At 72.2% G+C, this 24,105-nt stretch carries 26 protein-coding genes and 1 tRNA gene; 19 read left to right on the top strand and 8 right to left on the bottom strand.

Annotation, left to right across the window (positions count from 1 at the left end; genetic code table 11):
• Positions 1-23 precede the first annotated feature (23 nt).
• Positions 24-584, top strand: coding sequence for a type 1 glutamine amidotransferase domain-containing protein (locus ACLIRP_RS07505; RefSeq protein ID WP_412063350.1), 561 nt, complete (start codon positions 24-26; stop codon positions 582-584).
• Positions 585-643: 59 nt separating this feature from the next.
• Here the strand turns inward: ACLIRP_RS07505 and ACLIRP_RS07510 are convergent, their stop codons facing one another.
• Complete coding sequence (locus ACLIRP_RS07510) at positions 644-1,228, bottom strand: hypothetical protein (protein ID WP_412063351.1); 585 nt, start codon at positions 1,226-1,228, stop codon at positions 644-646.
• Between the two features lie 54 nt (positions 1,229-1,282).
• On the opposite strand from ACLIRP_RS07510, the gene ACLIRP_RS07515 reads away from it, so the two are divergent.
• Positions 1,283-1,756, top strand: a complete 474-nt coding sequence (locus ACLIRP_RS07515) for a TrmH family RNA methyltransferase (RefSeq protein WP_412063352.1) — start codon at positions 1,283-1,285, stop codon at positions 1,754-1,756.
• Between the two features lie 45 nt (positions 1,757-1,801).
• The gene (locus tag ACLIRP_RS07520; protein ID WP_412063353.1) at positions 1,802-2,608 is read left to right on the top strand and encodes a neutral zinc metallopeptidase; all 807 of its coding nucleotides are present in this window, start codon (positions 1,802-1,804) and stop codon (positions 2,606-2,608) included.
• Between the two features lie 6 nt (positions 2,609-2,614).
• On the opposite strand, the gene ACLIRP_RS07525 is transcribed toward ACLIRP_RS07520, so the two are convergent.
• From ACLIRP_RS07525 to ACLIRP_RS07535, 3 genes are all read right to left on the bottom strand, one after another.
• Positions 2,615-3,007 carry a nuclear transport factor 2 family protein gene (locus ACLIRP_RS07525; protein WP_412063354.1) on the bottom strand — a complete coding sequence of 131 codons (393 nt, stop codon included), beginning with the start codon at positions 3,005-3,007 and terminating at the stop codon, positions 2,615-2,617.
• 149 nt (positions 3,008-3,156) lie between these two features.
• Positions 3,157-3,564: a hypothetical protein gene (locus ACLIRP_RS07530; RefSeq protein WP_412063355.1), complete on the bottom strand. Its 408-nt coding sequence runs from the start codon at positions 3,562-3,564 to the stop codon at positions 3,157-3,159.
• A gap of 78 nt (positions 3,565-3,642) precedes the next feature.
• Positions 3,643-4,314 (bottom strand): 4'-phosphopantetheinyl transferase family protein, encoded by a 672-nt coding sequence (locus ACLIRP_RS07535; RefSeq protein WP_412063356.1) that lies wholly within the window; start codon positions 4,312-4,314, stop codon positions 3,643-3,645.
• A 116-nt stretch (positions 4,315-4,430) separates the two neighbouring features.
• On the opposite strand from ACLIRP_RS07535, the gene ACLIRP_RS07540 reads away from it, so the two are divergent.
• Genes ACLIRP_RS07540 through ACLIRP_RS07560 form a run of 5 tightly spaced genes read left to right on the top strand, consistent with a single transcriptional unit; the run spans position 4,431 to position 8,628 of the window.
• Positions 4,431-5,993: an acyl-CoA dehydrogenase family protein gene (locus ACLIRP_RS07540; RefSeq protein ID WP_412063357.1), complete on the top strand. Its 1,563-nt coding sequence runs from the start codon at positions 4,431-4,433 to the stop codon at positions 5,991-5,993.
• Positions 5,990-6,493: a DinB family protein gene (locus ACLIRP_RS07545; RefSeq protein ID WP_412063358.1), complete on the top strand. Its 504-nt coding sequence runs from the start codon at positions 5,990-5,992 to the stop codon at positions 6,491-6,493. The genes ACLIRP_RS07540 and ACLIRP_RS07545 overlap by 4 nt, the downstream gene beginning before the upstream one ends.
• A gap of 58 nt (positions 6,494-6,551) precedes the next feature.
• Positions 6,552-7,973, top strand: coding sequence for a TIGR01777 family oxidoreductase (locus ACLIRP_RS07550; protein WP_412063359.1), 1,422 nt, complete (start codon positions 6,552-6,554; stop codon positions 7,971-7,973).
• Positions 7,970-8,194 carry an NAD(P)-binding protein gene (locus tag ACLIRP_RS07555; protein WP_412063360.1) on the top strand — a complete coding sequence of 75 codons (225 nt, stop codon included), beginning with the start codon at positions 7,970-7,972 and terminating at the stop codon, positions 8,192-8,194. The genes ACLIRP_RS07550 and ACLIRP_RS07555 overlap by 4 nt, the downstream gene beginning before the upstream one ends.
• The gene (locus tag ACLIRP_RS07560; protein WP_412063361.1) at positions 8,194-8,628 is read left to right on the top strand and encodes a hypothetical protein; all 435 of its coding nucleotides are present in this window, start codon (positions 8,194-8,196) and stop codon (positions 8,626-8,628) included. The genes ACLIRP_RS07555 and ACLIRP_RS07560 overlap by 1 nt, the downstream gene beginning before the upstream one ends.
• A gap of 175 nt (positions 8,629-8,803) precedes the next feature.
• Here ACLIRP_RS07560 and lysM read toward each other — a convergent pair whose 3' ends face one another.
• Positions 8,804-9,265, bottom strand: coding sequence for a peptidoglycan-binding protein LysM (gene lysM, locus ACLIRP_RS07565; RefSeq protein ID WP_412063362.1), 462 nt, complete (start codon positions 9,263-9,265; stop codon positions 8,804-8,806).
• Positions 9,266-9,478: 213 nt separating this feature from the next.
• On the opposite strand from lysM, the gene ACLIRP_RS07570 reads away from it, so the two are divergent.
• From ACLIRP_RS07570 to ACLIRP_RS07590, 5 genes are all read left to right on the top strand, one after another.
• Entirely contained in the window at positions 9,479-10,135 is a 657-nt protein-coding gene (locus ACLIRP_RS07570; protein WP_412063363.1) for a hypothetical protein, read from the top strand.
• A gap of 74 nt (positions 10,136-10,209) precedes the next feature.
• On the top strand, positions 10,210-11,313 hold the full coding sequence (gene aroB, locus ACLIRP_RS07575) for a 3-dehydroquinate synthase (protein ID WP_412063696.1): 1,104 nt from the start codon (positions 10,210-10,212) through the stop codon (positions 11,311-11,313).
• Between the two features lie 61 nt (positions 11,314-11,374).
• Positions 11,375-11,448, top strand: a tRNA-Met gene (locus ACLIRP_RS07580).
• Positions 11,449-11,507: 59 nt separating this feature from the next.
• Positions 11,508-12,728: a glycosyltransferase family 4 protein gene (locus tag ACLIRP_RS07585; RefSeq protein ID WP_412063364.1), complete on the top strand. Its 1,221-nt coding sequence runs from the start codon at positions 11,508-11,510 to the stop codon at positions 12,726-12,728.
• A gap of 9 nt (positions 12,729-12,737) precedes the next feature.
• Positions 12,738-13,670 carry an ion transporter gene (locus ACLIRP_RS07590; protein ID WP_412063365.1) on the top strand — a complete coding sequence of 311 codons (933 nt, stop codon included), beginning with the start codon at positions 12,738-12,740 and terminating at the stop codon, positions 13,668-13,670.
• A 2-nt stretch (positions 13,671-13,672) separates the two neighbouring features.
• Here ACLIRP_RS07590 and ACLIRP_RS07595 read toward each other — a convergent pair whose 3' ends face one another.
• On the bottom strand, positions 13,673-14,089 hold the full coding sequence (locus ACLIRP_RS07595; protein ID WP_412063366.1) for a hypothetical protein: 417 nt from the start codon (positions 14,087-14,089) through the stop codon (positions 13,673-13,675).
• A gap of 122 nt (positions 14,090-14,211) precedes the next feature.
• Positions 14,212-15,636: a hypothetical protein gene (locus tag ACLIRP_RS07600; RefSeq protein ID WP_412063367.1), complete on the bottom strand. Its 1,425-nt coding sequence runs from the start codon at positions 15,634-15,636 to the stop codon at positions 14,212-14,214.
• 164 nt (positions 15,637-15,800) lie between these two features.
• On the opposite strand from ACLIRP_RS07600, the gene ACLIRP_RS07605 reads away from it, so the two are divergent.
• Genes ACLIRP_RS07605 through ACLIRP_RS07615 form a run of 3 tightly spaced genes read left to right on the top strand, consistent with a single transcriptional unit; the run spans position 15,801 to position 19,533 of the window.
• Complete coding sequence (locus tag ACLIRP_RS07605; RefSeq protein WP_412063368.1) at positions 15,801-16,592, top strand: N-formylglutamate amidohydrolase; 792 nt, start codon at positions 15,801-15,803, stop codon at positions 16,590-16,592.
• The gene (locus ACLIRP_RS07610) at positions 16,589-18,448 is read left to right on the top strand and encodes a flavohemoglobin expression-modulating QEGLA motif protein (RefSeq protein ID WP_412063369.1); all 1,860 of its coding nucleotides are present in this window, start codon (positions 16,589-16,591) and stop codon (positions 18,446-18,448) included. The genes ACLIRP_RS07605 and ACLIRP_RS07610 overlap by 4 nt, the downstream gene beginning before the upstream one ends.
• A 44-nt stretch (positions 18,449-18,492) precedes the next feature.
• Positions 18,493-19,533, top strand: coding sequence for a glutathione synthetase (locus ACLIRP_RS07615; RefSeq protein WP_412063370.1), 1,041 nt, complete (start codon positions 18,493-18,495; stop codon positions 19,531-19,533).
• Positions 19,534-19,714: 181 nt separating this feature from the next.
• Here ACLIRP_RS07615 and ACLIRP_RS07620 read toward each other — a convergent pair whose 3' ends face one another.
• Complete coding sequence (locus ACLIRP_RS07620) at positions 19,715-19,921, bottom strand: hypothetical protein (protein WP_412063371.1); 207 nt, start codon at positions 19,919-19,921, stop codon at positions 19,715-19,717.
• A 263-nt stretch (positions 19,922-20,184) separates the two neighbouring features.
• Between ACLIRP_RS07620 and hppD the strand changes: the two genes are divergently transcribed.
• From hppD to ACLIRP_RS07635, 3 genes are all read left to right on the top strand, one after another.
• Positions 20,185-21,333, top strand: coding sequence for a 4-hydroxyphenylpyruvate dioxygenase (gene hppD, locus ACLIRP_RS07625; RefSeq protein ID WP_412063697.1), 1,149 nt, complete (start codon positions 20,185-20,187; stop codon positions 21,331-21,333).
• Positions 21,334-21,418: 85 nt separating this feature from the next.
• Positions 21,419-22,699 carry a homogentisate 1,2-dioxygenase gene (locus ACLIRP_RS07630; protein WP_412063372.1) on the top strand — a complete coding sequence of 427 codons (1,281 nt, stop codon included), beginning with the start codon at positions 21,419-21,421 and terminating at the stop codon, positions 22,697-22,699.
• A gap of 50 nt (positions 22,700-22,749) precedes the next feature.
• Positions 22,750-24,066: a CotH kinase family protein gene (locus ACLIRP_RS07635; RefSeq protein WP_412063373.1), complete on the top strand. Its 1,317-nt coding sequence runs from the start codon at positions 22,750-22,752 to the stop codon at positions 24,064-24,066.
• The last annotated feature ends 39 nt before the right edge of the window (positions 24,067-24,105 follow it).

The raw sequence follows: 24,105 nt of genomic DNA on the forward strand, positions 1-24,105 counted from the left end.
GCCTCCATTCTCCCCCCCGACGCATGCCTGCCCTCGACAACACCTCCATCGCCATCCTGGCCACGAACGGCTTTGAGCAGTCCGAGCTCGTTCAGCCTAAGCAGTCGCTCGAAGACGCCGGCGCCACCGTCCACGTGATCTCGCCCGAGTCGGGCCGCATCAAGGGCTGGGACCAGAAGGACTGGGGCGACTCGGTCGACGTCGACGTGGCGCTCGGCGACGCTGACCCCGCGAGCTACGCGGCGCTCGTGCTCCCCGGCGGCCAGATGAACCCCGACGTCTTGCGCGCGAACGGCGACGCGGTCGCCTTCGTGAAGGCCTTCGCCGAGGCCGGCAAGCCGATTGCGGCCATCTGCCATGCGCCCTGGCTCGTCATCGAGGCTGGGCTCGCGGACGGCCGCACGGCGACCTCGTGGCCCTCGCTCCGCACCGACCTCGAGAACGCGGGCGCCACTGTTGTCGACCGCTCGGTGGCCGTCGACACCGACGGCCCGTTCACGCTGATCACGAGCCGCAAGCCGGAGGACATCCCCGATTTCGTCGGCGCCGTCGTCGACGCGCTAAGCGAGCCCGTGGAGGCGTAAGCCCTCGGCGTCCTGAGATCCGCCCCGCTGGCACCGTCGCCAGCGGGGCGTTTTTTTGACTAGCCGCCGACGGGGAACTCGATGGAGATGGTGCCGGGGTAGCGGATCGGGCCAAACTGCGTGTTGATCGTCGGCTGCGCGTCGAGCCGGATCGTCTGCCGCTGGGTGCTCACGCCGGCGAGGTTGCCCACGAGCCGGGCGAGGTCGGAGACGTTGCGGCCGAAGAACGTCGCGAGGTCGAGCTCCATTTGGATCGGCAAGTCGGTGCGGGTGCCCGGGGCGATCTGGCGGTCGTCGTTGTAGATGCCCGAGATGGTCTCGGTGCCGTCGAGGAAGAGCGTCCAGTCGAGCGAGACGAGCTGGGCGGCGACGGGGTTGTCGGCCGGGTTCTCGGCGCCGACGTGCAACGTGAACGAGAGCGGGACGCGGCCCGAGGCGGCGGCGGCGCCCAAGCGGGCGACCTCGAGCGGACCGAGGCTCCCGTCACGAGCGCGGTCGAGGTCGACGCCGGCCACCAGACCGTTCGACAGCCGGTCGAGGTCGAAGTCGACCTGCTGGAGGGCCGCGAGCTGCTGGAGCGTCGTGCAGCCAGGGATGAGGAGGAGGACGGCCGCGACGAGGACGGCGAGGGAGTGGCGGGGCATGCGGGGGATCGGAGACAGGGGCGCGGTGTACGCACGTCCCCCCGTCCGGTGCCCATGTTCGATCTCGTCGTCGTCGCCCACGACCTCCGCTCCGCCCACAACGTCGGCTCGGTCTTCCGGACGGCCGACTCCGCGGGGTGGGCGCGCGTGGTGCTGACCGGCTTTACCCCGACGCCCGACCACCGGGGCGTGGCCAAGACGGCGCTCGGCGCCGAGGCCGCCGTGCCGTGGACGCAGGCGGACAACGTGCACGATGCCATAACGGCCCTGCGAGCCGAGGGCTACACCATCGCCGCGCTGGAGCGGACCGACGCCGCCGTCGCGCCCCGCGACGTGCCGGCGGAGGCGTTCCCGCTCGCGCTCGTCTTGGGCAACGAGGTCCACGGCGTGCCCGACGACGTGCTGGAGGCGGCGGACCTCGTCGTCGGGCTGCCGCAGTACGGGGTCAAGGCGTCGCTCAACGTGTCGGTCGCCTTCGGGGTCGCCGCGTACGGGCTCGCGGAGCGGCTCCAGGCGCTGCGGATCTAGCCGCTGCGCGCCTGCGTTGGCCTCTCCCCTCTCCCCCTGCCCCTCATGCTGATCCGTCCCGGCCGTTCTTCTGGCAACCTTATCGACCGCCGCGGAGGCGGGGGCGGCGGACGCGGGGGCCGCGTCGGGCTCGGCCTGGGCGGGCTCGTGCTCGTCTTGGTGCTCGGCACCTGCTTTGGCATCGACATCACGCCGCTGCTGGGCGGCGGCGGCGTCTCGCAGGCCCCGGCGAACGAGCAGGCCTCGGCCCCGACCGACGACGCCAGCCGGCTCGTCGACGCCGTGCTCGTCGAGACCGAGGACGTGTGGGGCGAGATCTACCGCGAGACCGGCGAGGTGTACCCGGAGCCTAACCTCGTCCTCTTTACCGGCCAGACGCCGACCGGATGCGGCTACGGCCAGTCCGCGATGGGCCCGTTCTACTGCCCCTCCGACCGGTCCGTCTACATCGACCTGTCGTTCTTCAACCAGCTCCAGCGCATGGGCGCCCAGGGCGAGTTCGCGATCGCGTACGTGATCGCGCACGAGGTGGCCCACCACATCCAAAACGTCGAGGGTCTGCTCACCCGTTCGCGCTCGAACGCGATGTCGGTCCAGACCGAGCTCCAGGCCGACTGCCTGGCGGGCATCTGGACGCACCACGCCGAGGGCGAGGACGGCGCGATCGTGCTCAACGAGCAGGACATCCAGTCGGGCATCTCGGCCGCGGCCGCCGTCGGCGACGACGCGATCCAGCGGGGCGCCGGGCAGGCCGTCCGGCCCGAGTCGTTCACGCACGGCTCGTCGCGCCAGCGCGTCGACGCGTTCCTGACGGGCTACCGCTCGGGCGACTACGCCGTCTGCTTCGGCTAGCCCCGCTCAGCCCACCTGGTCGCGGAACTGAGCTGTGTCGGTGTACTGCTGGAAGGCCGAGATCTTGCCGTCGCGGATCGTCCAGTGGTGCGCGAACGGGGCGTCCAGCGCGACGCCAGTCCCTTTCCGCGTGCCCGTGTACGCCCCGAGCGAGACGACCGTGTCGCCGTCAACGACGAGTTGGGCGGGGGTCGCTTGGAAGCCGTCGTAGTCGGCCATAATCCTGCCGAAGACGCCCTCGCCGATGGCCTGGGGCCCGACGTACGGGTTGCCGTCCGCGTAGGGAGTGCCGGGGGCCTCGTTCCACACGACGTCCGGCTGCATGGTGGCAAAGACGCCCGGGACGTCTCCGCGCCCGAAGGCGGCGTAGAGGGACTCGATGAGGTCGCGGTTGGACATGGCGGTGCGGGGAGTGGAGCCCCAGAGTAGACCGCCGGCACTCCCCGATCAATCCGTCGGGCTGGCGATTCTGACCAGCGCCGCCGATCGAGAGAGCGCCCCACCGGAGCCGACGGCTGGCGCCAGCGACCGATGGGGACAGCCCCCGACTACGGCGCGCGACGGAGCGTGAGCGCGCTGCCGTCCTCGGCTCGCAGGACGAGCGCATCGCCCTGCCGGTCTACCTCCCAGTCCGACTCGAACCCCCCGAGCGATATCGCCAGCAAGCCACCCTCGACGGAATACGCCGAGGGGACGTCGCGCACCTCGTAGCCGTCGTGGCGGGCTATCACCAGGGAGACGACCGCCTCGCCGGAGGCGTCGAAGCGGATGCGGACGGGGGCGAGCGTGTACGGGTTGTCGGGGAGCATGGCCGAGAGACCGCTCTCAGGAGCGGGCTCGGCGGCGGTGTCGATCAGCCGCTCGACCTCCCAGGTGCCGACGAGATCGGCGGATTGGGCAAGCGTGGCGGGGGTGGCGAGGCCCAGGAGCAGGGCGAGGGCGAGCAGGCGGGTCATGACACGTCGGGTGGGTGAGCCGGAAGGACGAACGACTTGGCAGATTCGCGTGCACGGCTGGGAGCCTTTCCCCTCCGCTCACTTCATGCTGCCGTCGACCTCGGCGACCGCCAGCCACAGGTCGTCCACGCGCCCGAAGGCGATGCGCCAACGGCCGGCCCCGCTGGCGGCGGTCGCGACGCCGTGCGCGGGCGGGGCCCCGTCCGCGGTGAGCGCCAGCCGGACCGAGCGGCCGCCGGCGCGGAAGCCGGTCCGCTGCCCCTTGAGGACGGCCTCTTTCAGCGTCCACAGCAGAGTCTGCACGTCGTCGGTGGGGCCGCCGAGCGCCGCCAGCAGCGCGTGCTCGTCGGGGTGGAGGATCCGGCGCCAGAGGTCGGGGCGCCGCGCGGCCACTCGCTCGAGGTCCACGCCGACCGGGCCGGACGCGACGGCGGCGAGCGCGGCGGTCGCCCCGGCGCGGCCCGTGTGGGCGATCGAGAGGTGGCCGCCGGGCACGGTCGGGGCCCCGTCGCCGGCGACGCCCAGGGCCACCGCCCCGGGCTCGATGCCTGCCACGTCCGCCGCGAGCGTCCGCGCCGCCAGCCGCCCCAGCCGGAACTGCCGCCGCCGCGCCGGGCTCGCGAAGCCCGCCAGACGGTCCCGTTCGTCTGGGCTCAGCACCGCGTCGGCACGGGCGTCGTCGCCGTCGCGGACGAGCCGGGCGCGGGTGGCCGGGCCGAGCGCCCAGGCGGCCGGGTCGAGGTCTGTCATAGCGGAGGGGCGCGCCCGCGGGCGAGAGGCTGTGACAGAGGGCGGCGACGCACAGTGGACCCTGCGCCACTCGCCGTAGTTTACGGGAGACAATCCTGCGTCGCCCCGCCACGAGTATGAGCGCCCCTTCCCTCCCTGCCCGCGCCCCGGCCTCCGGCCGGCCCGTGGCCGCTCGCGCCAAGGAGTCGTTCGCCGACTTCGTCTCCGCCTACCGCGACCGCCTCGGGCATCTGTTCGGCTCGCGCCACGACGCCGACCGCACGGGCGTCGACCGGGGCGTCCCCCCGTTCGTCATCCAGCGGTTCCGCGACGTCGACCCGCTGTCGGTCTACATCCCCGAGGCGTACGGCGGCCGGGGCGGGACCATCGGGCACAGCATGACGATGCTGGAGGAGACCAGCTACCACTCGCTCCCTCTCAGCCTGGTGCTCGGGATCAACGGCGGGTTGTTTTTACAGCCGGTCGCCAAGTACGGCAGCGAGGAGGCCAAGGCGCGCGTGCTCCCCTCGATCATCACCGACAAGAAGCTCGGCGGGCTCATGATCACCGAGCCCGACTTCGGCTCGGACGCGTTCGCGATGCAGACCGGTTGGGAGGCGACCGACCGGGGCACCGCCAAGATCCAGGGCACCAAGCACTGGGCCGGGCTCACCGGCTGGGCCGACTACTGGCTCCTCACGGCCCGCCCCCGGACGGCCGACGGCAGCCTGCGCCGGGACGTCGACTTCTTCATCTCCGACAGCAACGCGCCCGGGCAGCACGTGGAGGTCGAGGAGGTGTACCCGAACATCGGCCTCAAGATGATCCCCTACGGCCGCAATCGCGTCGACGTGGAGGTCCCCATGTCGTCGCGGCTGGAGCCGAACTCGACGGGCGTCAAGATGATGCTCGACCTGCTGCACCGGAGCCGCCTGCAGATGCCCGGGATGGGGATGGGCTACCTCCGCCGCGTGTTCGACGAGGCCCTCCTCCATGCCAGGGAGCGCGTGGTCGGTGGGAAGGCGCTGATCGACTACGACCAGGTCCGCGCCCGGCTGGCGCGGCTCCAGGCCTTCGTGACCGGGACGGCCGCGATGTGCATGGAGACGTCGGGCACGGCCGGCGTCGACCGCGACCTGTTCGGCGACGGGCTCAAGGCGAACGCCTTCAAGACCGTCGTCACCGACTGGATGCAGGAGGCCGCGCAGTCGTTCGTCCAGCTCAGCGGCGGCAACGGCTACCGCGAAGACCACCGCGCGGGGCGCGCGCTCGTCGACAGCCGACCGTACCAGATCTTCGAGGGCTCCAACGACATCCTGTACCAGCAGGTGACCGAGTCGGTCGTCAAGGCCATGCGCCGCCTCAAGCAGGTCGACCTCGGCGCGTACCTCCGCACGGAGCCGCTCACCGCGCGCGCCGCCAGCATGTTCGGCGACTCGCTCGACTTCGACATCGACTGGGCGATGCCCCAGCGCAAGCTGGTCGACCTCGGCCGCGCCATCAGCCGCATCGTCACGATGGAGATGACGATCGAGCTCGGCGAGCGGGGGTACTCGCCCGAGATGGTCGGCAACATGCTCGAGATCACTCGGGCCGACGTCCGCTCGCTGCTCGAGACGTACCGCAGCGGCGGGCTCACCGCCGTCGTCGAAGACGCCGTCGCGCCGGACTGGCTCTCGCGCGTCCGCGTCGGCACGTGATCGGGCGGCCCGAGGCCTGCGAGCACGGCCGCTACTACGACCGCTACGTCGCCCTCGTCTCGGGCACGGACTTGCTGGCGGCGCTCGCGACGTCCGAGACGGCGGCGCTGACGCGAGCGGCCGACCCGGCGCTCACACGCCACGCCTACGCGCCCGGCAAGTGGACGTTCGCAGGCGTCGTCCAGCACGTCATCGACACCGAGCGCGTGTTCACGTACCGCGCCCTGCGCATCGCGCGCGGCGACGCCACGCCGCTGCCCGGCTACGACCAGGACTTGTTCGCCGCGCACGCGCCCGACCGACCGCTGGCGGCGTTGGCCGACGAGCTCGACCGCCTCCGCGCCAGCACGCGCGACCTGCTGGCGGCGCTCGCGCCGGACGCGCTGGCCCGGATCGGCTCCGCCAGCGACCAGCCGCTGAGCGCTCGAGCCGCCGGGTGGATCTCGGCCGGCCACGACCTGCACCACGCGGCGATCCTGCGCGCGCGCTACCTGCCGTAGCCGACTCGCGTCTGGCCAGCCCTCGGGACCCCGGCGCCCGGCCGGGGGTTGGCGATCCATGCGCTACACTACTCGCGTCGCGGTCCCCGTCCCCGCCGCCGACCTGTTCCGCTGGCACGCCCGCCCCGGCGCGTTCCAGCGCCTCTCGCCCCCGTGGCAGCCGGTTTCGCTGGTGTCCCACGAGGGCATCCGCGACGGCGACCGCGCCGTGATCCGCCTCGGGGTCGGCCCTGCCGGCATCGACTGGGTCGCCGAGCACGTGGGGTACGACGACGTCTGCCTGACGGGCGACGGGCCGTGCCAGTTTGAGGACCGCCAGGTCTCAGGCCCCTTCGCCGCGTGGCACCACGTCCACCGGATGCTACCCGACGGCGACGGCTCGGTCTTGGAGGACGACGTGACGTACGAGCTCCCGCTGGCGCCCGTCACCAGCCTCGGCGCCCCGATCGCGCGGCGCCAGTTCGACCGGATGTTCGCGTACCGGCACCGCGTGACGGTCGAGGACTTACGTCGTCATGCCGACGCGGACGTGGCGCCGATGACCATCGCCATCACCGGCGCCAGCGGGCTCGTGGGCACGGCGCTGGGGGCGTTCCTGCAGGGCGGCGGCCACACGGTCGTCCGACTCGTTCGCAGGCGCGAGGACGCCGTTTCGCAGGGGCCGCAGGACGAGGCCGTGTACTGGAACGTCGAGGCGGGCGAGGTCGATACCGATGCTCTGGCGCGCCTCGCGCCCGACGCCGTCGTCCACCTCGCGGGCGAGCCCATCACGTCGCTCGACGGGAGCCAGTCGGCGCGGCGCACGATCTGGGAGAGCCGCTCGAAGGGCACGCGCCTGATCGCACAGTCGCTCGCCGCGCTCCCAGTCCCGCCCCGCGTGCTCGTCTCGGCCTCCGCCAGCGGCGCGTATGGCGACCGCGGTGACGAGGTGCTGACCGAGGACTCGCCGCGCGGCACGGGCTTCCTGCCTGGCGTGTGCCGGGCGTGGGAGAACGCGACGGCCCCCGCCAGCGCTGCCGGCATCCGGGTCGTCCACGCGCGGATCGGGCTCGTCACGACGCCGAGCGGCGGCGTGCTCCAACCGCTCGCCCCGCTGGCGCTCCTCGGCCTGGGCGGCTGGCCCGGCGACGGCACCGCCTGGTGGCCGTGGATCGCCCTCGACGACGTCGTCTACGCCCTGCACCACATCGTGCTCGCGGCCGGCCTCTCAGGCCCCGTCAACCTCTCGGCGCCCGAACCGGTCACGACCAAGGCCTTCGTCAAGACGCTCGCCCGGGTGCAGCGCCGGCCCGCGGTCGTCTCCGTTCCGACGCCGCTGGTGAAGTTGGCCGGCGGAGAGCTCGCTCGGCGCGTCGCGCTCACGAGCGTCCGGATGGTGCCCGGGCGGCTGCTCGCGAGCGGCTTCCGGTTCGCCGTGCCCGACCTCGACACCGCGCTCCGCCACATGCTCGGACGCCTCGACGCCCACACCCTGTCATGATCAACATCGGAATCGTCGGCGCCGGCCCCTCCGGGTTGGCCTGCGCCCGCGCCCTCCCCCGTCGTGGCCTGGAAGTCGCCATCCTCGTCCAACCCGAGCGATCGGTGCGCCCCGGCGACCTCTACGTCACCGGGGACGGGCGACGCAACGGGCCCATCTACGGGGCCCTCGTCTCCGGCCGCCACGCAGCCGAGGCCGCACCCACGGATCTCGAGGCCTGATGCCTGTCGTTTTTCTTGCCAATCTCGGGGCCACGCTCGCGCTCGTCGGGCTCATCTGGACGATCCAGGTGGTCCATTATCCCCTCTTCGCAGGCGTCGGCGAGGCCGGGTGGGCCACGTACGAGGCCAGTCATCAGTCGCGGATCACGTTCGTCGTGGGTCCGCTGATGCTCGTCGAGATCGCGACAGCCGTGTGGCTGGTGCTCGCCCGACCGGCACCCCTTCCCCTGTGGGCCGTCGTGCTCGGCGCCGCGCTCGTCGGCGTGATCTGGGCGACGACGGCGTTCGTGTCCGTGCCCCTGCACACGGCGCTCGCGGCGGACTTCGACGCCGACGCGCACGCCCGCCTCGTCACCACGAATTGGATCCGGACGGTGGCGTGGACCGCCCGCGGAGGGCTCGTGCTCTGGATGACGACCCTGTTCGCACGGTAGCGCCAGAGGCATGCGACCCCAACCGGTCGGTCGCCCCCTGCCCCTGTTCTCGTCCCTCGTTCCCGCGATCACAAACCTCTCACGTGGAGGCAGATCAACCCTCGGGCCGCGGGCCCAAAAAAAAGCCCCGCCAGCTCGACAGCTGGCGGGGCGCTCCGCAAAGGGAGACCGGGCGCTAGGCGGCCGGGATTCGGATCTGCTGCCCCGGGTAGATCTTGTCCGGGTCGCCGATGACCTCGCGGTTGGCCTCAAAAATCTTGTTGTACGCATTGGCATCGCCGTAGTACTCCTTGGCAATCTTCGAGAGGGTGTCCCCGCTCTTGATCGTGTAGTAGCGGCTGGCGGGGGCGGACGCGGCTGCGCCGGCGGTCTGCGCGCCGTCGACGGTCATCCCGTCGGCGTTGACGCTCGAGACGCCCTTAACGTTGCCCGCGATGAGCTGCGCCTTCTCCTTAGCGGCCTGGCTCTTGGCCGTGCCCTGGAGCGTCACGCGACCGTTGTCGTAACGGACGCCGAGGTTGGAGATGTTGCTGCCGAGCGCTTGCTCGACCTCCTTCTTGATCTCCTCCGCTTCGTTGCCTTCGCGGCCGCCGAAGAGATCTTTGCCCTTGTCTTTCAGAAAGTCGAGGAGTCCCATGATGTGTGATTGGGTGGGTGTTGGGGGGGACGAGAGGTGCCCTGGTCCCACGAGGAACGGCCGTTGGGGGTTCCTCTCCCCGTTCTAGAGAGCGCCCGCGTTCACGTCGAGACAGCGACACGATTCCACGACAATGGCTTGCTCCATTCAAGTCGGGCCGGTACGCTGGCCGGGCGTTCTCCCTGGGGAGGTACTCCTCTCCATCTTGCCTCGATGCGCTCCCTCCTCCTCACCGCCGCCGTCGCCTTCGCGCTCTCCGGTTGCGACTCCACCGGCCTCAACTTGCCCTGCGAGGACTGCGGAAGCCACGGGGGCGGCACTTACGACCACCCCGGCGGCGGGGGCTCCCACGGGGGCGGCTCCGACGGCACCGGTGGGGGAACGACGGGCGGGAGCGCGGACGCCGACGTGTTCATCGAGGTCGACCCGCGCCAGACCTACCTCCGGACGTTCGGCGACCATGCCCTCGACGCGCCCGCGCTCCGGCTTGCCGACGAGGGCCTCAAGGCCGGCGACCACGTGTGCGCCGTCGCCGTCGGCGACTTTATCCTGGGCCCCGGCATCCGCGCCAGCGAGCAGGGCCAGCCCCTCCTGACGGCCATCTTCAGCGCCGACGACACGCTCAGCCCCAGCGATGAGCGCGTCCGCATCAAGACGGCCGTCGAGGCCGGCGACGACGTCGTCACGCCCGACACCGAGTCCGGCGGGCACGCCACAGACGTGCCCCAGGACTTCGACGCCACCTCGGTCTGCGTCACCATCCCCGCCGGCGCCCGGTACGTGTTCCTGTCGACGTTCGACACGTACTACGCCGACAACACGGCCGACCCGGACGGGACCCAGCCGTTCGGCCTCCTCCTCAAGCGGTAGCGTCCGACACGTGGGACGGCACGCGGGGGCGCCTTAGGGCCCTCGGCTGTGTGGCGATCTTGCGCGGCCCTCCGATCGCCGCCGTGCCCGCCGCTCCCGTCCACGTCTCGCTCCCCGACGGCCGGGGCTACCCCGTCCACGTCGACCCGCTCGCGACGGCGCCGCGCCGCCTCCGCGACGCCGGGTTGCCCGGCCGCGTGCTCGTCGTCACCGACGCGACGGTGGGGCCGCTCTGGTTGGCGCCCCTGACGGACGCCCTGCGCGCCGACGGGCGGACCGTCGAGACGCTGGCGGTCCCGGCTGGCGAGGCGTCGAAGTCGCTGGCCGTGTATTCGGACGTGCTCGACTGGGCGCTCGCGCTCGGGCTCGACCGGGGGACGCCCGTGCTCGCGCTCGGGGGCGGCGTCGTCGGGGACCTCGCCGGCTTCGCCGCCGCGACGCTGCTCCGGGGCCTCCCGCTCGTCCAGATCCCGACCACGACGATCGCCCAGGTCGACAGCGCGATCGGCGGCAAGACCGGGCTCAACCACGCCAGCGGGAAGAACCTCGTCGGCGCGTTCCACCAGCCCGTGTTCGTCCTCGCCGACCCAGCGACCCTCGCGACGCTGCCCGACCGCGACTTCCGCAGCGGGCTCGCCGAGGCCGTCAAGCACGCCTTGATCTCGGACGCCGCGCTCGCGGACCGCCTGCGCGACGACTGGGACGCGCTCGTCGGACGCCGACTCGACGTGGTCGCCGCCCTCGTCCGGGACGCCGCCGCTGTCAAGGCCGCCGTGGTGTCGGCCGACGAGCGCGAGGCGGGCGTCCGGGCGCTCCTCAACTTTGGCCACACGTTCGGGCACGCGATCGAGCGCGAGGCGGGCTACGGCACGCTCACGCACGGCGAGGCCGTCGCCCTCGGCATGCGCGCCGCCTTGCACCTGTCGGCGTCGTTGGCAGCCGGCGCCGTCGCCGCCGACCTCGGGCCGTTCGCCGCCGCCGACGACCTGGTCGCCCGGCTCTCGCCGCCCGCGCCGGCCCTCGACCCCGACCGGTTGACGGCGGCCATGGCGTCGGACAAAAAGCGCACTGCGAGCGGGCTCCGGTTCGTCGTCCTCGACGCCGTCGGGTCGGCGCGGCTGGCGGACGGCGTGCCCCCCGCAATGGTCGCCGCTGCCTGGCGCCACGCGCTGCGCTAGCCCCGCTTCCTCAAAGCTTGGATTGAGGCCCGGCGCGGCGGGGGCGTATCCTGGCGGGCCCGGCGCGGTAGCTCAGCTGGTTAGAGCGCAGGATTCATAACCCTGAGGTCGGGAGTTCAAGTCTCCCTCGCGCCACCGATTCCCCCCGGCCCTCGCGCCCGGCCTCGACGGCCGGGCGCGACTCGTTTCAGCCCATGCGGATCTACCTCCACGACTACGGCGGCCACGCCTTCCTGGTCGGCCTCGCCCGCGAGCTGGCGCGGCGGGGCCATGCCGTCCGCTACGGGTTCTCGGCGACAAACGAAGCGCCCCAGGGCGACCTCGCGCCCCGCTCGGACGACCCGCCGACGCTGTCGCTCGACCCCGTCGTGACGGCGCCTGTCGACAAGCGGGCGCGGTCGCTGGCGGGGCTGGTCCGGCGGCGCCAGGCCGAGGCGCAGTTCGGAAAGGCCGCCGCCGCGCACGTCCGTCGGTGGGACGCCGACGTGGTGATCGGCGCGAACGCCTCGCTCGACGTGATCGCCCCCCTGATGGCCGCGGCGCACGCCCAGGACGCCGCGTTCGTGAACTGGCTCCAGGACGTCCACTCGGTCGGCACGCGCGCCGTGCTGACGCGCAAGTTCGGGGTCGCCGGCGACCTGCTCGGTCGCGTGTTCGAGGCGCGCGAGGGGCGCCTGCTCAGGGGCGCGGACGCGGTGCTGGCGATCACCGACGCGTTCCGGCCGCTCTTGGATCGCTGGCGCGTCCGCCCCGAGCGCGTGTCGGTGATCGAGAACTGGGCCCCGCTGGCGGACCTGCCCCAGCGCCCGCGCGACAACCCGTGGGCTCACGAGCACGGGCTGTCCGGGCACCCCGTCGTGCTGTACTCCGGCACGCTCGGGATGAAGCACGACCCGGCCGGTCTGGCGCACCTCGCTGAGCGGCTGGCCGCAGCGGCCCCCGACGCCCGGCTCGTCGTCGTGTCGAGTGGCGAGGGCGCCGACTGGCTGGCGACCGCCCAGCGCGAGCGCGGGCTGGCGAACGTTGTGCTCTTGCCCTTCCAGCCGTTCGAGGTCTTCCCCGACGTGCTCGGCGCCGCCGACGTGTTCGTGGCCGTGCTCGAGCCCGAGGCGAGCGCCGTGTCGGTCCCCTCGAAGGTGCTCGCGTACCTCTGCGCTGGCCGCCCGGCCGTGCTCTCGGTCCCGCCCGACAACCTCGCCGCCCGGATCGTGACGCGCGAGCGGGCCGGGGCCGTCGTGCCGCCCGGCGACCCCGACGCCCTCGCGGGCGCCGTGCTGGCGCTCCTGGCCGACGACGCCGAGCGCCACCGCGCCGGCGACGCAGGCCGTGCCTACGCCAAGCGCGCCTTCGACCTCGGGGCCATCGCCGACCGCTTCGAGGCCGTCCTGACCGGCGCCGTCGCCGCCCGCGGCTAGCTTGCAGCGATGACCGAGCCGACGCCCGCGCCCGCCCTCGACCCCGACCGCCCGACCCCCGAGGGCTTCCGCCCGGTCGGGACCGGCCTCCGGCGGCGGCTCTTCGAGATCGTCTTCCACGCCGACGACCCCGTCGCCAAGGCGTTCGACATCGTCCTGATCGTCGCCATATTGGTGAGCGTCGTCGTGGTGATGCTCGAGAGCGTAGGCGGGATCCAGGTTCGGTACGCGCCAGAGCTGTTCGTCATCGAGTGGTTCTTTACCATCCTGTTTACGATCGAGTACGTCCTGCGGCTGATCGTCCTGCAGAACCCGTTCCGCTACGCGCGCAGCTTTTTCGGGGTCGTCGACGTGCTCTCGATCCTTCCGACGTACATCACGCTGCTGTATCCGGAGGGCGGTGCCCAGGTCCTCGTTACGGTCCGCATTCTGCGCGCGTTGCGCGTTTTCCGCGTCCTCAAGCTGGGGAACTACCTCGACGAGGCCGAGCAGCTCCGCCGGGCGCTCGCCGCGAGCCGCCGCAAGATCTTTGTCTTCATCTTCGTCGTGCTCACACTCGTGACCGTCGCTGGGGCGCTGATGTACCTCATCGAGGGCGGCGAGAACGGGTTCACGTCGATCCCCCGGAGCGTCTACTGGGCCGTCATCACCGTCACCACGGTCGGCTACGGCGACATCGCTGCGCAGACGGCGGTCGGGCAGTTCCTCACCGTCGCCCTCGTCATCGTCGGCTACGGCATCATCGCCGTGCCGACAGGGATCGTGACCGTCGAGCTGGGCATGGCGCGGTCCAAGAAGCTGGCCGACGCGTTCGCCATCCGGACACCCATCGAGGTCCAGGTCGACAGGTGCCCGATCTGCGGGCTCGACGACCACGACGCCGACGCCCGGCACTGCAAGTACTGCGGCGAGGGCCTCATCGTCACCGCCACACCGACCTGAGCTTAGGCCGGGGCCGTGCTCTGCGGACGCGCGCGCGCTGACGGCGCGCCCTGCTGGCGGGCGGTGATCTCCTCGCGCCACGCCCGGGTCAGGAACGCGTAGTCGAGCGCTTCGGCCGCCTCGCCGAGGTCGCCGACGGCCTGGAAGCCGAGGTCGACCGGCGACACGAAGCGCGTCGGGGCGCTCGATAGGTCGAACACGCGGGCGCGCAGGCCGAGGCGGTACTCGCCCGCGAGCTGGCCGAGCACGCACGCCGTGCCGTCGGCGAGTTCCAGCGTGGCCGTGTCGACGTTCGCTGCCCAGCCGCCGTCGCGATCGTCGAGCAGGTCGGCGCCGCGAGCGGCCCGGGCGCGGGCGGCGTCGAGCGTGAGGGCCGCGAGGCGGCGGCGCTGGCGGGACTGACGGGGGCGTCCGAACATAACGGGAGGGGCGTGTCGTGGGGAGAGGGTACGTCAGAGTCGCTCGCCGGGTACCGAGCGTGGCAGCGGGCGAACACGCTCAGGGACCGCCCTCCGAACGGGCCGCCCGCGTCGGCGGTGCCCTAGGCCAGCCACGCGATGAGCAGGCCGAGCGCGGAGAGCGGCGCCACGATCGCCGCGCGGTACACGCGCCCGGCGAACGGCGACGAGTCGTGGTCGATGGGCCCCTTCCAGCGCGCCAGCACCGCCGCGCCGACGGCGCTCGCCACGAGCCCGACCCCGAAGGCCACGGCGGTCAGCGCGATGGGATGCGCCGGGGCGGGTGTCCCCGCGACGGCCCCCGTCGTCTGCTCGGCCCACACCCGGAGCCACATCACGAGGAGGACGGGCCCGATCCCGACCAACGTTGCCCGCCACGCGGCCCGCCACGTCAGCCCGGCGACGCCCCAGTCCGGCCGGGCCGCCATCATCCGATCGACGCCGAGGAACGCAAAGGCGACCGACCACGCGACGGCGTAGGGGAACAGCAGGTCCGCGCCGAACGCGCTCGCGGCGAGCAGCCACATTACGCCGACCGACGACACGCTGAAGACGTTGCTCGTCGTGTGCGGGCGCCGGCGGGGGTCGTGGGGCAGGCCGTCGGCCTCGCGGCCGGCGGGCCAGATGCGGGCGTAGAGCACGAACACGAGGGCCGGCGACAGCAGCCACGCGGTCCCGCCGAGCGCCCACACGAGATACCCCACAAGCGCGACCCCGAACACGCCGGCGCCGCCGACGGTCGTCTCGCGCCGGAGCACGGCGACGACTCCCAGCAGGCCCACCAGCACGGCTGCGTGCCCCACCAGCAGCGTCGCGTCGAACGTCAGCAGGCGCACGAGCACGGCGTACGCCCCGAGCGGCACGAACAGGTTGTTGAGCCCCCGCCACGAGACGGTCTCGACGATCGTCGCGAGCACGGCCACGATCGCGCCGATCCACAACGCCTCGGCGCGGCCGACCGGCGTGAACAGGAGCAGCGGCACGTGGACGCACAGGAAGGCCACGAACAGGAACGCGACGGCGCCCTCCTGGCTCTTGTCCTCGTCGTCGTCGAACCGGGCCACGTCGTGGCGCTCGGCGACGAGCCCGGCGACGGGGCTGGCGATGCCGAGCAGCAGGATCGGGATCGAGTACAGCACAGCCGACCCGTCGGCGAGCACGTAGAGCGCCCACACGGCGAGCGGGAAGCTCACGTCGCCGATCGAGGCCGCGCCGTCGTGGAGCACGTGGCCGACCGACTGGCGCAGGGCTGGGATGAACCGGATCGCGAGGACCGTCGCCACGGCGACGGCCGCCAGCACAGCGAGCGGCCAGTCAGCGTCGAACAGCCAGGGCAGCGACAGGGCGACGGCGCTCATCGCCGCGTGGAGCGCCTTCTGGGTGGCGACGGCGCCGAGCCCGCGCCGGAGCTGGGCCCACCGCAGCACGGCCAGCGTCAGCCCGAACGCCCCGAGCACGCCGGCGATGCCGGCCCACGGGGAGAGCACGGCGGGCGTCAACTCGGTCACGCGGTCGGGAGGGCGGGCATGCCGGAAGGTACCTGCCCGGCCCCGGGGCTCGGCCGGACGCCCGGCTAGCAACGGGGCCAGGCCTCCCACACTCGAGGCGCGGGCGGGCGAACACGCCCGGGGCCGTCGCGTACCCGGCACCCCTCTCTGCACTCCCCCTCTCCGTGTCTGACCCCTTCTCGATCGCCCCCGGCCCCGGGCCCCTCGTCGCCGCCGCCGTCCACGATGGCCACGCCATCCACCCCGAGACGCTTCCGCACGTCGCGCTCGACGACGCCGGCCGATTGCGCGAGGAGGACCCCTTTACCGGCCGCCTCACGGACGTGGCGCCGACTCGCGTCGTCGGCCACCGCTCGCGGTTCGAGATCGACCTCAACCGGCCGCGTGAGAAGGCGCTCTACCGCACGCCCGAAGACGCCTGGGGCCTGACCGTCTGGACCGGCGATGTGCCGGACGCGGTCGCCGACCGCTCGCTCACCCTCTACGACGACTTCTACGCGGCCGTCGAGAAGCTGCTGGCGCTCAAGATCCGCCAGCACGGGTCCGTCGTCGTCTACGACCTCCACTCGTACAACCACCGCCGCGACGGGCCGGACGGCCCGACTGCCGACCCCGAGGGCAACCCCGAGGTCAACATCGGGACCGGCTCGCTGGACCGCGAGCGCTGGGGGCCGCTCGTCGACGGGTTCATGGCCGACCTCCGGGCGGGCGCGGCCGAGGCGGGCATCGCCGACCTCGACGTGCGCGAGAACGTCAAATTCCAGGGCGGCCACTTCTCGCAGTGGATCCACCACACGTTCGGGAGCGCCGCGTGCGTGATCGCCGTCGAGTTCAAGAAGACGTTCATGGACGAGTGGAGCGGAGCCCTCGACCGCGAGCGGTTCGACGCGCTCCACCGCGCGCTGGCGTCGACGACGGAGGGCGCCCTCGCGGCGCGCGAGCGGCTGACGCCGTGACGCCCGACGCCATCGGGACGGCCGTCCGCGACGGGCTCCGCCGCGGCGAGCCGGTCCGGCTCGCGCTGCCCGACGACGGCGTCGTGTTCGTGGACCACGCCGTGCCCGTGCTGGCGGTCCACCGCTGCGCGCCGGCCCACGAGGGCGCCGACGCCCCGGCGACCTGCACCGACGCCCATACTCTCGTGACGACGCAGCCCGCGTACGTCGTCGCCTCAGGCCCGGACGTCGCCGCCGCGCGCGACGCCATCCGCGCCGTCGCCGAGGCGCTCGCCGGGGCGGGCACGCCGCCGCTCGTGGTCGAGGTCTGGACCCCGCTCGACGCCGAGCACGACGACGGGCCCGACCCGTTCGACCGCGCCCCCGGCTTCACGCTCTTCACCACGTCGGCCGGCCCCGACGCCGCCACGGTCGAGGCCTTGCGCGACGCGCTCTCGGGCATCGAGGTCGCCGGGCAGGGCGCGAGCGTGGACCACATCGTGGCCGACTCCGTCGCGCCGCCCGGGCTGGTGCCGCTCGAGGTGCCTGGCGCCCTGGGCCTGGCCGTCGACGCCGTGTTCGTCAACGCCCGTGACGGCGAGTTCTACCCACGCGTGCTGGCCGAGGTGCGCGACGCCCTCGCGCCCGCGCTCCGAGATGCCGCCGCGGCGCGCGCCTCGGTCCCGCTGTCCGAGGTCGGCCGCGCGACGCTCGAGCCCGCGGCCCTGGCCGTCGACGCCGGCCTCGCCGAGGTCGCCAGCTCGTTCGGCCTGCTCCTGCAGATCACGCCGGTCAACGGCGACGCGGCCTGGGAGGAGTTCCGGACGACCTGCGACCGCGCGCCCGAGTTCGTGTACCGCCCCCTCGCGTACGACCCCGACGCCGCCCGCCGGACGCTCTTCTCGCTCCCGCTGGACCAGGTCGAGGACCCCGTCGTGGCCGGGCTGCTCCGCGAGTCGCGCGACGAGATCGCCGACCACGTGCGGATGACGCTCGACGTCGACACGCCGCAGTTTCTGCCCACCAGCCTGCGCGTCTACGGCGCCCCCGACGACGGGCTGGTCGCCCTCGCGCGCCAGCTCCTCTCGATGCTCGACGACGCCCCGCCCCGTCCGCTCGGCAGCGAAGTCGTGGGGGCGACGGCGTTCGCCGCCGCCGCTCGCGTCCAGCTCGACGCGTACGGCGCCGTTTCGGCCGACGTACCGCAGGCGGTCCAGATCCGCGACGACATCCCGGGCAGCTTGATGGTCTCCGACGGCCGCCTCCTGATCGGCGCGCACACCCGGATCCCCGCCGCGCGCGTCGAGGCCCTGCTGGCGCACGAGGTCGGCACGCACGTGCTGACGTTCGCGAACGGCGCGGCGCAGCCGTTGCGGATGCTGCGCTACGGGCTCGCCGGCTACCAGGACCTGCAGGAGGGGCTCGCCGTCCTGGCCGAGTGGCTCGTCGGCGGGCTCACGGCCGGCCGCTTCCGCACCCTCGCCGCGCGTGTGCTCGGCGCCCGGGCGCTGGCCGAGGGCGCCGACTTTGTCGAGACCTTCCGCGTTCTCACCGGCGAAGCGGGGCTGAGTGACCGCGCCGCGTTCACCGTCACCCTGCGCCTGTACCGGGGCGGCGGGCTGACGAAGGACATGGTCTACCTCCGCGGCCTGCGCGACCTGCTCGCCCACCTCGGCGACGGGCACCCGCTGTGGCCCCTCTTCCTGGGCAAAATCGCCCTGCGGCACGTCCCCGCCATCGCCGACCTGCGCGCCCGCGGCGTCCTGTACGAGCCCCCACTCCGCCCCCTCCACGCCGACGCCGAGGCGACCCGCCAGCGGCTCGCGCGCCTGCGCGGCGGCCTCACCCTTCTCGACCTGCTCACGCCTGAGGCCTAGGCACTCTGCCCCGTCCCCGCGCTCCGCTCCTCTCTCCCCTCCCCATGCGTCTCGCCTTTCTGATCAACGACTTCGCCACCGAGAAGTCGGTGTACACCACCACCCGGCTCGCGCTCGCCGCCCACAAGGCGGGCCACGACGTGCTCTACCTGTCCGTGGAGGACTTTATCTGCGAGCCCGACGAGAGCATGGCCGTCCGCGTCCGCCGCCCCGGCGGGACCTACAAGACGACGAAGACCTTCTGGGCCGGCGTCGCCGACGACGGCGTCGAGGAGCGGATGGACATCACCGACATCGACGCGATCCTCTTGCGCAACGACCCCGCCGACGACGCGGGGACGCGGGGCTGGGCCCAGTCGGCGGGCATCGTGTTCGGCCAGATGGCCGCCCGCCGCGGCGTGCTCGTGCTCAACGACCCCGACGGGCTCGCGAAGGCCGTCAACAAGGTCTACTTCCAGAACTTCCCGCCGTCGGTCCGCCCCAAGACGCTCGTCACGCGCCACGCCGACGACGTGCGCCGCTTTATCGACGACCACGGGGGCGACGCGATCGTCAAGCCGTTCCAGGGATCCGGTGGCGACGGCGTGTTCGTGGTGCGCGAGGGCGACCACGCCAACCTCAACCAGATCATCGACGCCGTCTGCGTCAACGGCTACATGGTCGTCCAGGAGTTCCTCGAGGAGGCGGCCGGCGCCGACACCCGGATGTACCTCCTCAACGGCGAGCCGTTGCAGCGCGACGGCGTCTACGCGGCGTTCCGGCGCGAGGGCGCCGAGGGCGACATCCGCAGCAACATGAGCGCGGGCGGCTCGGCGCAGGCGGCCGTCATCGGCGACCGCGAGCTCGAGATCGCCGAGATGGTCCGGCCCCAGCTCGTCCAGGACGGCATGTTCATGGTCGGCCTCGACATCGCCGGCGGCATTTTGCTGGAGGTCAACGTGTTCAGCCCCGGCGGCATCGGCTCCATCGAGGCGACCTCCGGCGTCGACTTCGCGCCCGACGTGATCGCGGCCATCGACCGCAAGGTCCAGGCGCGCGGCCGCTACCGGCAGCACTTCTCGAACGCCATGCTGGCGACCCTCTAACGGCCGGCGATAGCAAACGACCGGCTCACCCCTGTACCCGGATGGGGGTGCGCCGGCGAGTGGAGCGCGCACGCGCGCCCCCCCAGCCGTGGCCAGAGGCAAGACCCCACGGTACCGCCACCGTCAATTGCGGCGCCTCCCTGCGAGGCCCGGGCCGTCGTCCTGAGGCCCTACCGGCGGGCTAGTCGCGGCGGAACCGCATCCGGTCACGCGGGCGGACGCGGCCCCACGGTTGGCCGTCGACGGTCACAGCCTGCCAGCCGGACCCCGCCTCCGGCTCGGCCAACGCCACCTCCCCGTCCTGCTGGCGGCCGACGGCCTCGGCGGCGGTGCGGGCTCGGACAAAGGCAGCCGATCCCTCGCGGGTCTCGATCTCGAACTGAGGCATGGCAGTGGCGGCGGGGTTGGCTCCCGACCCGCCTCTGGCGAGGCGGTTCCTGGGGCGAACCGCTTGGGACCGGGAAACGACAGCGGGCGCCGGACGTATCTAGACACAGCCCGGAACGAGGGGCCGGAGAGAGCCGCCCCCCCGTCAACGGTACGACGACTCCCCGCTTTCCGATGAGCACGCACAACACGTCCGGCGACGGCGCCGGCAGCGCGTCCGACGCCACCGTCGACGTCCTCGACGCCGTCTCGACCGAGGCCCCCATGCCCGGCTCGGGCCTGCCCGACCTCACCACGGCCCCCGACGCCGTCGCCCCTGGCGACGATTTCCTCCCGCTCCAGGGCACCGACTACGTCGAGTTCTGGGTCGGCAACGCACGGCAGGCCGCCCACTTCTACGCCCACACCTTCGGGTTCGACGTCAAGGCGTACCTGGGGCCCGAGACCGGCCACCGCGACCGGACCAGCTATCTCCTCCAGCAGGACAAGATCCGTTTCGTCGTGACCTCGCCGATGGGCCCCGAGGGCGAGATCGCCGACCACGTCCGGCTCCACGGCGACGGCGTCAAGGACCTGGCGCTGATGGTGGAGGACGCCGTGTCGGCGTTTGAGGAGACCACCAAGCGCGGCGGCGTGCCCGTCCGTGAGCCCGAGGTCTTGGAGGACGCGAACGGCAAGGTCACCGTGTCGGCGATCGGCACGTACGGCGAGACGATCCACACGTTCGTGGACCGCTCTGGGTACGATGGCCCGTTCCTGCCTGGCTACGAGTCCGTCGAGAACGAGTACTTCACGCCCCAGCCTGTCGGGCTCAAGTACGTCGACCACTGCGTCGGCAACGTCGACCTCGGCGACATGAACAAGTACGTCCAGTACTACGCCGACGTGATGGGCTTCAAGAACCTGATGTCGTTCGACGACGAGGACATCTCGACCGAGTACACGGCCTTGATGTCGAAGGTGATGTCGAACGGGAACGAGCGGGTCAAATTCCCGATCAACGAGCCGGCCGAGGGCAAGAAGAAGAGCCAGATCGAGGAGTACCTCGACTTCTATCGCGGCGCCGGCGTCCAGCACATCGCGCTCGCGACCGACAACATCCTAGACACGGTCTCCAAGCTCCGCGCGCGGGGCGTCGACTTCCTGACCGTCCCGACGACCTACTACGACGAGCTCACGGCGCGCGTCGGCGAGATCGACGAGGACCTCTCGGAGCTCGCCGAGCTCGGCATCTTGGTCGACCGCGACCCCGACGGCTACCTGTTGCAGATCTTTACCAAGCCCATCGGCAACCGCCCGACGGTCTTTTTCGAGATCATCCAGCGCAAGGGCGCCCGCTCGTTCGGGAAGGGCAACTTCAAGGCGCTCTTCGAGGCCATCGAGCGCGAGCAGGCCCGGCGCGGCAACCTGTAGAGGGATGCGGGATGCGGCATGAGGGAAGCGGGACCGCACCTTCTGCCCATCCCTTCATCCCAACTCCCTCTATCCCTCTTTGATCATGTCCTTCTACGTCCAGCGCGGCCAGATCCCGCCCAAGCGCCACACCCAGTTCGCCCGCCCCGACGGCGCCCTGTACACCGAGGAGGTCCTCGGTGAGGAGGGGTTCCACGGTATCGGGTCGATCGCGTACCACATCCACCCCCCGACGCTCGTCGAGGCTGTCGGCGAGCCCGAGGACGTGGCCGTCGAGTACGCCGAGGAGGCGTTCCTGGCGCACCGCCACTTTCTCGGCCCCAAGGTTGAGCCCGGCGGTGACTGGCTGAGCGGCCGCGTCCCGATCATGGGCAACAACGACATCGTCATGTCGATGTGCGTCCCGACCGACGCGATGCCCGAGGACACGTTCTACAAGAACGCCACGCACGACGAACTCATTTACGTCCACGACGGCGAAGGGACGCTGCACACGGTCCTGGGCGACGTCGAGTTCGTCCAGGGCGACTACGTCCACGTGCCCCGAACGCTAATCCATCGGTGGAGCTTTGAGGGCGACGTCCAGCCCCGTCTTCTCGTCATGGAGTCGCCGACCGAGTTCCGCCCGCCGAAGCGGTACCGCAACGACATGGGCCAGCTCCTCGAGCACAGCCCGTACTGCGAGCGCGACTTCCGCCCGCCCGGCAACCCGCCCGCCATCGACCAGGAGGGCCGGTTCACCGTCAAGATCAAGAAGCACGGCAAGCTTTTCCCGTTCGTCTATCGCTACCACCCGTTCGACGTGGTCGGCTGGGACGGGTACATGTACCCGACGGCCTTTTCGATCCACGACTTCGAGCCGATCACGGGCCGGATCCACCAGCCGCCGCCGGTCCACCAGACGTTCGAGGCGCGCGGGTTCGTGGTGTGCTCCTTCGTGCCCCGCCTGTTCGATTACCACCCGGACTCGATCCCGGCGCCGTACAACCACTCGAACATCGACTCGGACGAGGTGCTGTACTACGCCGAGGGCGACTTTATGTCGCGCAAGGGGATCGGGCGGGGCAGCTTCACGCTCCACCCCGGCGGCATCCCGCACGGCCCACACCCGGGCACGACGGAGGCCAGCATCGGCGCTAAGGAAACGCACGAGCTGGCCGTCATGGTCGACACGTTCGCCCCGCTCAAGCTGACCAAGCAAGCGCTCGCGATCGAATCGCCGGACTACGTGCTGTCGTGGCAGCCCGAGAAGCACGGCCACCCGCTGCCGGACGCCGCGCCGATCCCGCCGGGCACGACCGTTTCGGGCGACGGTGCCGTCGGCGCCGTGCCCGACTCGCCGCCGATCGACGCCGCGCGCGGATGAGCCGACGGCGTCGTTCGCTCTCCCCGCGCGGTGGGTCCGCGCGGGGGGCCATGGGGCTGGCGTGTGCCGTCGCCGTGCTCGCCCTCGGGGCGTGCGCCGCCGCGCCGCCGATGGCGCTGCACGCGTCGGACCTGCCCGTGTTCGAGTTCGAGACCGGCGGCGTGCGAATCCCCGACGAGCCGAAAGTCCCGGTCCGGCTCCGCGTCGTCGAGCGCGGGTACCGCTCGGGCGAGCCGGCGGTCGGCTACCACGGCTGGGCGGGCGTCGAACGCCGGGGCCAGTCGTCGCAGTCGAGGTATCCGAAGCCCCAGCTCGGCCTCGAGCTCCGCGACGACGACGGGGACAACCGCCGCGTCGGGCTTCTGGGCCTGCCCTCCGACGACGACTGGGTGCTCCACGGCCCGTACGGCGACAAGTCGCTCGTCCGGAACGCGCTCGCGTACCACCTCGCCGGCCAGATGGGCCGCTACGCCCCGCGGACGCGGTTCACCGAGGTCGTCCTCGACGGCGACTACCTTGGCGTCTACCTCCTGACCGAGCGGATCGAGCAGGGCGACGACCGCGTCGACATCCGGACGCTCAAGGACGACGACCGCGGGCCCCGCTCGATCACCGGCGGCTACCTGTTCAAGATCGACAAGGGCGACGTCGGCGGGTGGCCGTCGACCATCCCCGGCTCGAACGGCCGCTACCCCGTCTACACCCCGCACGACCCCAAGCCGGAGGACCTCTCGCGCGCCCAGCGCCTGTACCTCGAGAGCACCGTCGCGGCGTTCGAGGAGACGATGGCCGGGCCCGACTGGGACGACCCGGACGACGGCTACGCCCGCCACCTCGACACCGCCACGTTCGTCGACGTGTTTTTGCTGACCGAGCTGGCCCGCGACGTGGACGGGTACCGCGTGAGCACGTACTACCACAAAGAGCATATCGGCGACGGTGGCCGCATCCGCGCCGGGCCCGTCTGGGACTTCAACATTGCCTTCGGCAACGCCGACTATTACGGCGGCGACCGCGCCGACGGCTGGCAGGTCGACCTCGTCCCCCGCTCGCGCGACCACCCCATCCCCGGGTGGTGGCCCCAGCTCGCGCACGAGGCCGCCTTCCGCTCTGCCGCGGCCGCGCGGTGGGCCGACCTTCGCCGCGGCCCGTTCCACGCCGACTCGCTCGACGCGACGGTCGACGTGCTGGTCGGCCGCCTCGGCGACGCCCCCGACCGGAACTTTGCGCGGTGGCCCGTGCTGGGCCGCCGTGTATGGCCGAACCCGTTCGTCGGCGCGACGCACGCCGAGGAGGTGGCCTACCTGCGGCGGTGGCTCCGCGAGCGCGCGGCCTGGATGGACGGCGCGCTCGCGGCCGAGCGCTAGCCGACGGCGCGGCCCGGATCCGCAGGCGCCCGAGGACGG

This window comes from Rubrivirga halophila, from assembly GCF_046845755.1.
Taxonomy (GTDB): Bacteria; Bacteroidota; Rhodothermia; order Rhodothermales; family Rubricoccaceae; genus Rubrivirga.

Bases quoted from the DNA above. Each gene is read 5' to 3' on its own strand.
- ACLIRP_RS07505 (WP_412063350.1), top strand. From the start codon at position 24: ATGCCTGCCCTCGACAACACCTCCATCGCCATCCTGGCCACGAACGGC.
- ACLIRP_RS07510 (WP_412063351.1), bottom strand. From the start codon at position 1,228: ATGCCCCGCCACTCCCTCGCCGTCCTCGTCGCGGCCGTCCTCCTCCTC.
- ACLIRP_RS07515 (WP_412063352.1), top strand. From the start codon at position 1,283: ATGTTCGATCTCGTCGTCGTCGCCCACGACCTCCGCTCCGCCCACAAC.
- ACLIRP_RS07520 (WP_412063353.1), top strand. From the start codon at position 1,802: ATGCTGATCCGTCCCGGCCGTTCTTCTGGCAACCTTATCGACCGCCGC.
- ACLIRP_RS07525 (WP_412063354.1), bottom strand. From the start codon at position 3,007: ATGTCCAACCGCGACCTCATCGAGTCCCTCTACGCCGCCTTCGGGCGC.
- ACLIRP_RS07530 (WP_412063355.1), bottom strand. From the start codon at position 3,564: ATGACCCGCCTGCTCGCCCTCGCCCTGCTCCTGGGCCTCGCCACCCCC.
- ACLIRP_RS07535 (WP_412063356.1), bottom strand. From the start codon at position 4,314: ATGACAGACCTCGACCCGGCCGCCTGGGCGCTCGGCCCGGCCACCCGC.
- ACLIRP_RS07540 (WP_412063357.1), top strand. From the start codon at position 4,431: ATGAGCGCCCCTTCCCTCCCTGCCCGCGCCCCGGCCTCCGGCCGGCCC.
- ACLIRP_RS07550 (WP_412063359.1), top strand. From the start codon at position 6,552: ATGCGCTACACTACTCGCGTCGCGGTCCCCGTCCCCGCCGCCGACCTG.
- ACLIRP_RS07555 (WP_412063360.1), top strand. From the start codon at position 7,970: ATGATCAACATCGGAATCGTCGGCGCCGGCCCCTCCGGGTTGGCCTGC.
- ACLIRP_RS07560 (WP_412063361.1), top strand. From the start codon at position 8,194: ATGCCTGTCGTTTTTCTTGCCAATCTCGGGGCCACGCTCGCGCTCGTC.
- lysM (WP_412063362.1), bottom strand. From the start codon at position 9,265: ATGGGACTCCTCGACTTTCTGAAAGACAAGGGCAAAGATCTCTTCGGC.
- ACLIRP_RS07570 (WP_412063363.1), top strand. From the start codon at position 9,479: ATGCGCTCCCTCCTCCTCACCGCCGCCGTCGCCTTCGCGCTCTCCGGT.
- ACLIRP_RS07585 (WP_412063364.1), top strand. From the start codon at position 11,508: ATGCGGATCTACCTCCACGACTACGGCGGCCACGCCTTCCTGGTCGGC.
- ACLIRP_RS07590 (WP_412063365.1), top strand. From the start codon at position 12,738: ATGACCGAGCCGACGCCCGCGCCCGCCCTCGACCCCGACCGCCCGACC.
- ACLIRP_RS07595 (WP_412063366.1), bottom strand. From the start codon at position 14,089: ATGTTCGGACGCCCCCGTCAGTCCCGCCAGCGCCGCCGCCTCGCGGCC.
- ACLIRP_RS07615 (WP_412063370.1), top strand. From the start codon at position 18,493: ATGCGTCTCGCCTTTCTGATCAACGACTTCGCCACCGAGAAGTCGGTG.
- ACLIRP_RS07620 (WP_412063371.1), bottom strand. From the start codon at position 19,921: ATGCCTCAGTTCGAGATCGAGACCCGCGAGGGATCGGCTGCCTTTGTC.
- hppD (WP_412063697.1), top strand. From the start codon at position 20,185: ATGCCCGGCTCGGGCCTGCCCGACCTCACCACGGCCCCCGACGCCGTC.
- ACLIRP_RS07630 (WP_412063372.1), top strand. From the start codon at position 21,419: ATGTCCTTCTACGTCCAGCGCGGCCAGATCCCGCCCAAGCGCCACACC.
- ACLIRP_RS07635 (WP_412063373.1), top strand. From the start codon at position 22,750: ATGGGGCTGGCGTGTGCCGTCGCCGTGCTCGCCCTCGGGGCGTGCGCC.